The organism is Geothrix mesophila (genome assembly GCF_022808835.1).
GTDB lineage: Bacteria > Acidobacteriota > Holophagae > Holophagales > Holophagaceae > Geothrix > Geothrix paludis.
Map to the genome: position 1 here is coordinate 1528157 of NZ_JAKZLD010000001.1, position 11113 is coordinate 1539269.

Below are 11113 nucleotides of genomic sequence, written 5' to 3' on the forward strand. Positions count from 1 at the left end.
CGTCAGGTTCCCTCGCCCCGGATGCACTCCTTCGTCCGCGAGGTCATGGCCCGGCTGACGGTCAGCTCCACCTGGGGCGCCACCAGCACCTTGATGCGACCCACCGTGGATGGGCGGATCCCCTTGACCATCTGGGGGCGCAGCAGCAGGTTCCGCTGGATCCGGAGCATGCCCGCTTCCGGGAAGGCCTGCTCCACTTCCGCCAGGGTGGACCATCGGGTCAGGTAGCGGTTCTGGCCCCGGCAGGCCCACACGCGATCACTCTCGAGCTCGAAGTGCGTCACCAGCTCCAGGTCCATGTAGATCTCACCGTCTCCGGCCCGGATGGGGAAGCGGATGGGAGCCGGCATGAGCGTCTTCAACTCCGCCGGGCTGAGCCGCCGCACCAGGCGATCGCGGAGGCGCTGGAGGCACTTGGCGAGGCGATCCTCGAATACCGGCTTCAGCAGGTAGTCCACCGCGGCGAGCTCGAAGGCCCGCACGGCGTAATCGGAGAAGGCCGTCACGAACACCACCGGCGGGCAGTCCGGGACTTCGGCCAACACCTCCAGTCCGTTGAGGCCGGGCATCTGGATGTCCAGGAAGATGACGTCCACCTCGGCCGGCTGCTTCAGCCACTGGACCAGCGCGACGCCGTCTCCGAGCTCATCCACGATCGTGCATTCGGCCTCCTGGAGGAGCCGCGAAAGGCGCTCCCTGGCCAGAGGCTCGTCATCAACTACCAGGGCCTTCAGAGACTTCATGGGGCCATTCTACTTGGGTCGCCTCGAACTGGATGCAGGCGAGCGTGCCCTGGCCCGAGGGCCCGATGACGAGCTCGGCGCCGGAGCCGAAGTGCAGGGCGAGGCGCGAGCGCAGGTTCTTCAGGCCGATGCCGCTTCCGTTCACCTGGCTCGGGAAGGGCCTTCCGGAGTTCCAGATCTCCAGCCGGACCGAGCCGTCCCGGGAGCGGGCCCGGATGATGATGTCGCCGCCCGGGATGCTCGGCGCGATCCCGTGCTTGATGGCGTTCTCCACCAGGGGTTGGAGGAGGAGCGGCGGGATCTCGATGGAATCGAGCCCTTCGTCCCAGTCCCACAGGACCCTGAGCCGGGGCCCCAGCCGGATGGCCTCCAGGGCCAGGAAATCGGAGATGATCTTCCGCTCTTCGCCGAGGGGCAGCCGCATGTGCTCAGAGGCCCGCAGGATGCGGCGGAGCAGGTCCGACAGGTGCCGGATGGCCGTTTCGGCCGCCTTGGGATCCTTGTGGACCAGCTCTGCGAGGCCGTTGAGCGCGTTGAACAGCACATGGGGGTGGACCTGCCCCTGGAGCAGGCGGTTCTTGGCGATCTGGGCCTCGGCCTCGGAGGCCGCCCGGAGCTCCTCCGACCGGGCCCGCGATGCGGCGAGACCCCCGACGATCATCATGGCTGGCCCCACGAAAGAGCTGTAGACGGCCGTGGCTCGGGCCATGTTGAACTGGTGGCCCGCTCGCGAGAGCAGCCACCCGTCGAAGATGGGCAGGAGGTAGGAGACGGATTCACAGGCGACCACCGAGACGACGAACCCCACGGTGAACCTCCACGGGGAGGGAAGCCGGCGGGACAGGGTCCAGGGCAGGGGGGCCAGCCCTGCGAAGGCGATGACGTGCGTGAAGGGCCCGGAGAGGATGCTGGCCCAGTACCAGATGTTCCCGAGCCGGTGGGCGGCCTGGTAGCTGTAGATGAGGACCGCCACCCAGAGGAGGTAGCAGACCAGGAGGACTCGCCAGTTCCGGGCCAACGGGAACAGCCGGACCCATGGCTTCGACGCATCCACCTCCACGGCAAGGGCTCCATGCAGGTCGCCCCTAGATCGTGAAGACCGTGGTGGTGATGGTGGGCGCCCAGGGCTCATGAGCGGCCCTCTGGCCCTGGCCATCGGTGACGGCGACCTTCTGCCGGTTCAGCGTCTCGCTGACGCTGCTCGCCTGCTGGATGGATTCCTTGCGGAAGGAAAGGGTGGTGGTCATGGGAGCTCCCAGGTGGCGCCGCCGGGCGCGACCTCGTTTGTGAGCCCTTGCGGGAGCCCTTCCAACCCATTTCCATGAACGGTATGTAACCACGGCTCGAACCGTTCGGCCCCCCAACTGCTACCGTTCGGCGCTTCCGGAGCCCGCATCCGCGGGACATGTTCTCCTGAGAGGGATTCTCTTCGGAAAGACCTCGGTCCATGCCGCAACCTTCCTGTCAGACCACCGATTTCTTCGTGCTCCGGAGCCCGGGCCTCCCCCTGGATGCGCTCGCCGTGACGCTCCCGCCGCCGCAGGAAGGCCTGTCGCAGGAAGGCCTGTCGCAGGAAGGTCTGGCGCGGGGAGGTTCGGCGGAGGGAGCCCCGGGAGCCCGGCTGGAGCGGGATCGGGAGGCGCTGCGGGCCGCGGTTCGCGCGCAGATCCGCCAGCCTGCCGTACGGGAGGCCGTGGCGCTGGCTTCGCCGGACCTGGCCGGGCGCCTGGATGCCTGGTTGGAGGGCGCGCTGGACGACGTGGCGACCCGCGGGGTGGAGCGGGCCCTGGTGAAGTACCTCAGCCGGATGAGCAGCCGCGCGACGCCCTTCGGACTCTTCGCGGGGGTGTCCACGGGCGCCTGGGGGCCGGAAAGCCGCCTGGCCGTGGCGCCTTGGCGCTCGTGCCGCAAGGCCGTGCGCCTGGATTGGGGCATCCTGGAGGCTCTGGTGAACCGCCTGGAGTGGGATCCGGAGGTGCGGTCCCGCGTGACCTACCGACCCAACTCCAGCCTCTACGCCTGGGGCGGATGGCGCCGCTACCTCGAGACCCGCGACGCGGAAGGGAAGGGGCGGTCGTACCACCTGGAGGCGGTGGAGGCCACGCCCCACCTCGACTTCGCGCTCCAGCAGGCGCGGGCGGGGCAGTCCTTCGGGGACCTGGCCGTGCGGCTGGCGGTCCGCCTGAAGGTCGAGCTCTCGGACGCCCGCGCCTTCCTGGAGCAGATCGTGGAAGCCCAGGTGCTGCGCGGAGATCTGCACCCGCCCTTGACCAGCCCCGATCCCCTCAGCCACGTGATCGCCGCGCTTCGGGCCCATGCCCTGACCGCGCCCCAGGCTGAACCGCTGGTGGCCCTCGGCCGGGATTTGGACCGCCTCCGCCAGGCTCCCCTCGGTGCCTGTCCCGAAGGTTACCCGGCCCACATGCCGTCCCTCCAGGGGCTGGACCTGCCCCCGGGAATCCGGGATCTCCTCCAGGTGGACCTCTTCCGTCCGGCCCCGGGCCTGGCGCTGTCCACCGGGATCCGCCGGGCCCTGGAAGAGGGCGCCGACACCCTCCGCCGTCTGACGCAGGCGCCGACCGACCGGCCCCTGGAGAGGTTCCGGTGGGCCTTCAGCGAGCGGTACGGCCAGCGGTGGATGCCCCTGCTGGAGGTCCTGGACGAGGAGAGCGGCATCGGGTTCGACGGCGCTCCCGCCTACGACGATCCCCTGCTGGAGGATCTGCCCTTCCAGGCGCCGGCGCCCCCGCGGAGCCTGTCGCGCCGGGACCAGTTCCTCCTGGCCCAGTTCCCGAGGTGGGCGGGGACGCGGGTCTGGACCCTGGAGGATGCGGATCTGGACGCGCTGGCCCAGCCGGACCCCCAGCCCTTCCCCGCAGCCTTCGCGGCGCTTACCACTCTGGCGGCCTCCAGCCCCGCGGACCTGGATCGCGGCGACTTCCAGTTCTGGATGGAGCAGTACTCGGGTCCCACGGCGGCCCGGTGGCTGGGGCGCTTCGCCTCCGGCGACCCGGGCCTCCAGGCCTCCCTCCAGCGGCACCTCCGGAAGGAGGAGGCCCTGCGGCCAGAGGCGGTGTTCGCCGAGGTGGTCCACGTGCCCGAGGGCCGCATGGGCAACGTCCTGGCCCGACCCGCCCTGCGGGAGTACGAGATCCCCTTCCTGGCGGCGGCGGGCGTCCCCCAGGATCACGTGATCCCCCCGTCCGACCTCCAGGTGACCGTGCGGGGAGACCGGGTGGTGCTGGCGTCGACGCGGCTGGGGCGGGAGGTGATCCCCCGCTTGTCCTCCGCCCACAACTTCGCCCGCGGTCCCGTGGTCTACCGGTTCCTGTCCCACCTGCAGGACCAGGACGGCCGGGCCGGCGGCTGGTCCTGGGGGGCTCTGGCCGAGCAGCCGTTCCTGCCCAGGGTGGTCCGCGGACGCCATGTCCTCAGCCGCGCGCGATGGTGGATCCGCGCCGAGGAGCTGAAGGCAGCCCTGGCCGCCAGCGGCGAGGGGGCCTGGGGGGCCTTCCAGATCCTGCGGGAGCGCCTGGGGCTGCCGCGGTTCGTCACGCTCACCGATGCCGACAACAGCCTGCGGGTGGACCTGGATCGCGTGCTCTGGGTGGAGACCCTGCACCACCTCGTGGCGGGCCGGTCCGCCTTCATCCTCACGGAGTGCTTCCCGGATGCCGGGCAGACGCCGGTCACCTCGCCCGAAGGGCCGTTCGCCCACGAACTGGTCATCCCCTTCGAGGCCGCTCCCGCCGCGCCGCCAAGGCCGGTGCGCCTCCCGCCGGATCCCTCGACCACCGAGATCCGCGCCTACCCGCCGGGCTCGGAATGGCTCTACCTGAAGCTCTACGGCGGCGCCGCCAGCGGGGACCGCCTCCTCGTGGCCCTGGAACCGCTGCTCCGGTGGACCCGGGCGCAGGGATTCTGGGACCGCTGGCATTTCATCCGGTACCGCGATCCGGAGCCCCACCTCCGCGTCCGGTTCCACGGCCTGCCCCTCCGCCTCCTCACGGGCCTGCTGCCCGAGGTCCACCGGCACCTGGAGGAGTGCCGCGCCCAGGGCCTCCTGTGGAAATGGCAGGTGGACACCTTCGAGCCCGAGCTGGAGCGCTACGGGGGGCTCCGGGGGTTCAACCTCGCGGAGGCGTGGTTCTTCGAGGACAGCGAGTGGATCCTGAGCCACCTGCTGGTCGGCCTGGGCCGGAAGGACCGCTGGAAGGCGGGCCTCCGGCAGGTGGATGCGATCTGGGCCGCCCTGGGGCTGGACGACCTGGCTCGCCGGGACCTGTCCCGGGGCACGCGGGATGCCCTCCGGAAGGAATTCCAGGGCACGGGACCCGGGGTCGTGGCGATCGGCGCGAGGTTCAGGCAGCTGAGGAAGGATCTGGAGTCGGAGTTCTCCCGGCCTTCCGGGGCTGGTGATGTGTTCGGCCTGCGAAGCCTGGGGGCCATCCGCGAGGCCTGCGACCAGGGGCAGCTGCGGGAGGACCGGGCCGCCCTGGCCGGCAGCCTGGCGCACATGCACTTGAACCGGCTGTTCCGGACCCACCCCCGGGAGCAGGAGTGGATCCTCATGGAATTCCTGGCCCGCCTTTACGAGTCCCGGCTGGCCAGGCCCGGAGAGGGGAAGCTGGCGCCGGGGCCGGAATCGCCAGGGGTCGAATCCGTTCGGACCTGAAAATCGACCGTTCGGGGGAAAATCTCGCCCCGCCGGCGGGCGGGGCCTAGGATCCCACGTATGGACACGCATCTGGGCCCTTGCCCGGGTGCGGAATCGATCCACAGGAGGTTCTGTGCCCGACAACCTGCAGATCCCATCGTCCGAAAGCCAGGAGCTGATCCATATCGAGGACCCCTACGACCTGCGGGACTGGGCCATCTACTTCAGCATCTCCCGCGAGCGGCTCAAGGAGGCGGTCCTGGCCGTGGGCCCTGCCGTGGTGGATGTGAAGCACTTCCTCGGGAAATGACCCCTGTCCAGGTAGAGTCGAAGGCCGGGAGGCCTCGGCTGGCATGGCGCTTTCAGGGTGGGCGACGGACTATGTGAGGCTGGTGCTGGCGGTGGGCCGCCATGACGCCGATTTCGTGGACGCCTACTACGGACCCCCGGCCTGGAAGGCCGAGGCGGAGGCCGGGGATCCGCGGCCCCTTCCGGCGCTGAGGGCGGAGGCCGGGCGCATCCTGGACGGCGTGGCCGCGGCCGAGGTCCCGCCCGGCGAGGCGCCGCGGCGCGACTACCTGCTGGGGCAATTGGGGGCCGTGGCGGCCCACCTGGCCCGCCTGGATGGCCAGGGCTTCAGCTTCGACGACGAGGCCGAGGCTCTCTACCAGGTCCGCCCGCCCCGCACGCCGGAAGCCACCTTCGAGGCGGCCCTGGCGCGGCTGGACCAGGCGCTCGAGGGCCCCGGTTCCGTGCAGGACCGCTACCAGGCGGCCCGGGCGCGGGTGCTCATTCCGGGGAACCGGGTGGATGCGGTCTTCCAGGCCGCCATCGCCGAAGCCCGCGAGCGCACCCGGCGCCACGCGACGCTGCCAACCTCGGACCACTTCCGCGTGGAGTACGTGCGGGGCAAGGCCTGGTCCGCCTACAACTGGTACCAGGGCGGCGGCAGCTCGGTGATCCAGGTGAACCTGGACCTGCCCATCGCCATCGACCGCGCCCTGGACCTGGCCGCCCACGAGGGCTACCCGGGTCACCACGTCTACAACGCGCTCCTGGAGCAGCGCTTCGCCCAGGCGCCCCCGGCGGGCCGGGGCTGGGTGGAGTTCACCGCCTACCCCCTCTTCTCGCCCCAGTCCCTCATCGCCGAGGGCACGGCCAACTTCGGCGTGGAGGTGGCCTTCCCCGGCGAGGCGCGCCTGGCCTTCGAGCGCGATGTGCTCTTCCCCCTGGCCGGCCTGGATCCCGCCGAGGCGGAGCCCTGGGCCCGGGTGCAGACGGAGCTGAAGCTCCTGGCCTTCGCCGACAACGAGGCCGCCCGCGGCTACCTGGACGGCCACCTCCGCCGTGACGAAGCTGAGGCCTTCCTGGTCCGCTACTCCCTGCGGACCCCGGCCCAAGCCGCCCAGCGCCTGCGCTTCATCGACACCTACCGCAGCTACGTCATCAACTACAACCTGGGCGAACACCTGGTGCGGAGCTGGGTGGAGAAGCAGGGCGGCACCGTGGCCGACCCCGCCCGTCGCTGGGCCGCCTTCGTGGACCTGATCTCTAGCCCGCGGCTGCCGAAGGCGCTGGGGCTTTAGAGCATTCCCTGCGTCCCCCTACAATGGGACTCGCTCCCGGGAGCCTCCCCTGCGCCTGATCATCGCCGAGAAACCGAGCATGGGCCGCGCCCTGGCGGAGGCCCTGGGCGTGACCGGGCGGGGTCGGAGCCTCCTCGAGGGGAACGGCCTGGTGGTGACCTGGTGCGTGGGTCATCTCGTGGAGGCCCTGAATCCCGAGGGCTACGATCCGGCCTGGAAGCCCTGGCGCTGGGACCGGTTGCCCATCTTCCCGGAGGCCTTCCGCTACGCCCCCATCGCGCAGACCCGGGACCAGTTCGACGTGGTGGCGCGGCTGCTGAACCGCGAGGACATCACGGAGGTCGTGAACGCCACGGACGCCGGGCGCGAGGGCGAGCTGATCTTCGACCTGGTGTACCGGCTGGCGGGCTGCGCCAAGCCGGTGATGCGCTTCTGGACCTCCAGCCTCACGCCCGAGGCCGTCCGCGAGGCCTACGGCGCCATGAAGCCCGGCGAGGCCTATGCGGGCCTGCGCGACGCCGCCCGCAGCCGCCAGGAGGCGGATTGGCTGGTGGGCATCAACGCCACCCGGGCCCAGACCCTGCGCATGCGCCGGGCCGGGCCGGAGGAGGGCGTGTGGAGCGTGGGGCGCGTTCAGACGCCCACCCTGGCCCTGCTGGTGCGCCGGGAGCTGGAGATCCGGAACTTCAAGCCCCAGCCCTTCTGGACGCTCCGGGCACGGTTCGCGCATCCGGACGGCACCTACGAAGGCCGCTGGTTCAAGGACCAGGACGGCCAGACCCAGGAGCGTTTCGCCACCGAGGAAGAGGCGAAGGCCCTTGCCGCAAGGCTGGAAGGAAAGCCCGGGAAGGTCCGCAGCGCCACGGGCCGCACCGAGAAGAAGAAGCCCGAGCTGCTCTACGACCTCACCACCCTGCAGAAGGAGGCCAACAAGCGCTTCGGGTTCACCGCCGAGGGCACACTCGCCCTGGCGCAGGCCCTCTACGAGAAGCAGCTCATCTCGTACCCCCGCACCAGCAGCCGTCACCTCACGGAGGCGGATGCCCAGAAGGCGCCGCACTGGATCAAGGCCCTGGCCCAGGGTCAGCTCGCCGAGCTGCAGCCCTTCCTGGACGAGCTCCGGAAGCGCTGGCCCGTGAAGCTGGACAAGCGCTTCGTCAACGACAAGGAAGTGGAGGACCACGCCGCCCTCGTGCCCACGGAGAAGCCCGCGCGGGGCCTGGAGGGCGACGAGCTGCGGATCTACGACCTCATCGCCCGGCGTTTCCTGGCCGCCTACTTCCCGGACCGGGTGGAGGCCAAGACCACGATCATCACCGAGGTGGAGGGTGAGGCATTTAAGACCAGCGGCACCGTGGTGAAGGAGGAGGGCTGGTCCGCCGTGGATCCGCCCCATCGCCGGAAGAAGGCGGAGAAGGCCGCTGATCCGGCCGAAGCTGAGGAGGATGCCGACGAGGAGGCCGAAGGCGGCCTGCCCGCAGTGAAGAAGGGCGAGGCCGTGGATGTGGCCTCCCTCCACCCCAAGGAGGGAAAGACCACGCCCCCCAAGCGCATGAGCGAAGGCGACCTGCTGGCGGCCATGCAGGGCGCGGGCCGGGAGCTTGACGACGAGGCCCTGCGCGGCGCCATGCGCGACTGCGGCCTGGGCACGCCGGCCACCCGCGCCAACATGATCGAGACCCTCATCAAGCGGGCCTACATCGAGCGCAAGCGCAACGTCCTGCTCCCCACCGAAAAAGGCATCCGGCTCATCGAGGGACTGCCGAGCGAAGCCCTGCGCAGCGCCGAGCTGACCGGGAGCTGGGAGGCCCGCCTGGAGCGCATGCGCCGCGGCGAGGAATCCCGCGGGGCCTTCATGGCCGACATCCGCGGCTTCGTCTCCGGCATCGTGACCGAGCTCCAGGATGCTCCCGCGCCGCAGGTTCACGGCGGTCCCTGCCCCAAGTGCGGCCAGCCCCTGCGCATCCTCCCCAGCACCCGCCGCGGCGAGTTCGTCCACCGCTGCATGGTCTGCCGGCATGTGGAAGCGGGGAAGCCCGCCCCGGCGGAAACCGAGTCGCCCCGCTGACCGATCTCCGATCCGAGGGCAGGTTCGGGAATTTCGGGGAGATGTGGAAGTCATGGGAAGTAGACTGGTTGTATTCGGCATTTCCGGCTCGTCTGCCGCAAGGAGAACGGGTGGCACAGGTACGAAGCGTCATCACCGGCACGGGCAGCTGCATCCCCTCCCGGAAGGTTCCGAACGAGGCGTTCCTCGGCCAGGCCTTCTTCGAAGGTGAAGGGCGGCCCTATCCCGCGGACGAGACGGCGCGGATGGTGGGAAAGTTCCGGGAGATCACCGAGATCGCCGAGCGGCGCTACGTCTCGGAGGATCAGGTCGCCTCGGACCTGGCCCTGGAGGCCGCGCAGAAGGCCCTGGCCTCGGCTGCCATCGACCCGGAGACCCTGGACTACATCATCGTGGCCCACAACTTCGGCGACGTGACCGCGGGCAGCCGGCAGCCCGACCTGGTGCCGACCCTGGCCGCGCGGGTCAAGGCGAGGCTGGGCATCGCCAATCCCTTCTGCGTGGCCTACGACCTGCCCTTCGGCTGCCCCGGCTGGGTCCAGGCCGTGATCCAGGCGGACTACTTCCTGCGCTCGGGGGACGCGAAGCGGGCCCTGGTGATCGGCGCCGAGACCCTCTCCCGCGTCTCCGATCCCGTCGACCGGGACAGCCTGATCTATGCGGACGGCGCCGGGGCCGTGGTGCTGGAGGCCCAGGCCCATGACGGGCCCGTGGGCATCCTCTCGCACGCCACCCGGTCCGACGCCCTCGACCACGCCGGGCTGCTGCGGATGGGCCCCTCCTTCGACCTCGAAGGCGGCGATCGCCAGCTCTACATCAAGATGCAGGGGCGGAAACTCTACGAATACGCCATCGCCACCGTGCCGGGCCTGGTGCGCCTGAGCCTCGAGCGGGCGGGCCTCTCCCTGGAGCACGTGGACAAAGTGCTGATCCACCAGGCCAACGGCAAGATGGACGAGGCCATCCTCAAGCGGCTCTTCCGGCTCTACGGCAGGGCGGAGATGCCCGCGGGCATCATGCCCATGACCGTCTCCTGGCTGGGCAACAGCTCCGTGGCCACCGTGCCCACCCTCCTCGACCTGATCGTGAGGGGCCAGATGGAAGGGCACACCCTGGCGAGCGGCAACATCGTCGTGTTCGCCTCCGTGGGCGCGGGCATGAGCATCAACGCCATGGTCTACCGCTGGCCCTGAGGCTTGAGCGGCTTCACACCAGCTTCGCCACCAGGGTCCTCAGGGCGGGCAGCACGTCGGCTTCGAACCATGGGTTGCGGCGCAGCCACAGGTTGTTCCGGGGGCTGGGATGGGGGAGCGGGACCAGGCGGGGCCAGTCCTTCCTCCAGGTGCGCACCAGGTCGGTGAGGGAGGCGGCTCCCGCTCCGTACTCGTGACGCTGGGCGTACTGCCCAATGACCAGGGTGGTCTGAAGGTTGGGCAAGTGTCCGAGCAGCTGGGTGCGCCAGGCCGGCGCACACTCGGGCCGCGGCGGAAGGTCGCCCGACTTCCCCGTGCCCGGATAGCAGAATCCCATGGGCAGGATGGCGATCCGTTCGGCGTCGTAGAACACCTCGCGGCTGATTCCCAGCCACGCGCGCAAGCGCTGGCCGCTCGCGTCATCGAAGGGCAGGCCGGACCGGTGGACCTTCCTCCCGGGCGCCTGGCCGACGATGAGGATCCGGGCCGCCGGATGCAGCTGGAGGACCGGATTCGGCCCCAGGGGCAGCTCGTCCCGGCACAGGGTGCAGGCGCGGACTTTAGCCAGGAGCGAGGCGCAGGCGTCCGGGTCTGTGATGTTCATGGTCGGGCCGATTGAATCGAATGAGCGGGTGGCGCGTGCCTCAGGGAATGGCGTCCAGGTATCCCTCGATCAAGGATTCGGTGGGCCATTTCTCCGAGTTCGTGCGGGTGTGGGCCAGGAAGCCCGCGGCCTCCGGAGGCGCGGCCGTTCTGAGGTCCTTGAGGGTGGGGTACAACTCGGCCAGGGTCCGCAGAACGGTACCTTCGTCTTCCTTACCAGACATGACATGGCTCCCCGCGCACCGTGATCCCGGTGCAAGGGA

At 70.3% G+C, this 11113-nt stretch carries 10 protein-coding genes; 5 read left to right on the forward strand and 5 right to left on the reverse strand.

The window, feature by feature from the left end; translation table 11 throughout:
* Positions 1-2: 2 nt before the first annotated feature.
* The 3 genes from MLG87_RS06955 to MLG87_RS06965 are packed head-to-tail and all read right to left on the reverse strand — an operon-like array spanning position 3 to position 1990.
* On the reverse strand, positions 3-743 hold the full coding sequence (locus tag MLG87_RS06955) for a LytR/AlgR family response regulator transcription factor (RefSeq protein ID WP_243294457.1): 741 nt from the start codon (positions 741-743) through the stop codon (positions 3-5).
* Positions 715-1803 (reverse strand): sensor histidine kinase, encoded by a 1089-nt coding sequence (locus MLG87_RS16280; protein ID WP_243294458.1) that lies wholly within the window; start codon positions 1801-1803, stop codon positions 715-717. Before MLG87_RS16280 ends, MLG87_RS06955 begins: the two co-directional genes overlap by 29 nt.
* Before the next feature lie 25 nt (positions 1804-1828).
* A complete protein-coding gene (locus MLG87_RS06965) occupies positions 1829-1990 on the reverse strand; it encodes a hypothetical protein (RefSeq protein ID WP_243294459.1) in 162 nt (53 codons plus the stop codon).
* A 200-nt stretch (positions 1991-2190) separates the two neighbouring features.
* Between MLG87_RS06965 and MLG87_RS06970 the strand changes: the two genes are divergently transcribed.
* The 5 genes from MLG87_RS06970 (at position 2191) to MLG87_RS06990 (ending at position 10247) form a co-directional block, all read left to right on the forward strand.
* Positions 2191-5418, forward strand: a complete 3228-nt coding sequence (locus MLG87_RS06970; RefSeq protein ID WP_243294460.1) for a lantibiotic dehydratase — start codon at positions 2191-2193, stop codon at positions 5416-5418.
* Positions 5419-5533: 115 nt separating this feature from the next.
* Positions 5534-5710, forward strand: coding sequence for a DUF3606 domain-containing protein (locus MLG87_RS06975; protein ID WP_243294461.1), 177 nt, complete (start codon positions 5534-5536; stop codon positions 5708-5710).
* A 43-nt stretch (positions 5711-5753) separates the two neighbouring features.
* A complete protein-coding gene (locus tag MLG87_RS06980) occupies positions 5754-6986 on the forward strand; it encodes a hypothetical protein (RefSeq protein WP_243294462.1) in 1233 nt (410 codons plus the stop codon).
* Between the two features lie 61 nt (positions 6987-7047).
* Positions 7048-9054, forward strand: a complete 2007-nt coding sequence (locus tag MLG87_RS06985) for a DNA topoisomerase 3 (protein ID WP_341848583.1) — start codon at positions 7048-7050, stop codon at positions 9052-9054.
* Positions 9055-9164: 110 nt separating this feature from the next.
* Positions 9165-10247 carry a 3-oxoacyl-ACP synthase III family protein gene (locus MLG87_RS06990; RefSeq protein ID WP_243294464.1) on the forward strand — a complete coding sequence of 361 codons (1083 nt, stop codon included), beginning with the start codon at positions 9165-9167 and terminating at the stop codon, positions 10245-10247.
* 13 nt (positions 10248-10260) lie between these two features.
* On the opposite strand, the gene MLG87_RS06995 is transcribed toward MLG87_RS06990, so the two are convergent.
* Positions 10261-10851 carry a uracil-DNA glycosylase family protein gene (locus MLG87_RS06995; RefSeq protein ID WP_243294465.1) on the reverse strand — a complete coding sequence of 197 codons (591 nt, stop codon included), beginning with the start codon at positions 10849-10851 and terminating at the stop codon, positions 10261-10263.
* 40 nt (positions 10852-10891) lie between these two features.
* A complete protein-coding gene (locus tag MLG87_RS07000; RefSeq protein ID WP_243294466.1) occupies positions 10892-11074 on the reverse strand; it encodes a hypothetical protein in 183 nt (60 codons plus the stop codon).
* Positions 11075-11113 lie beyond the last annotated feature (39 nt).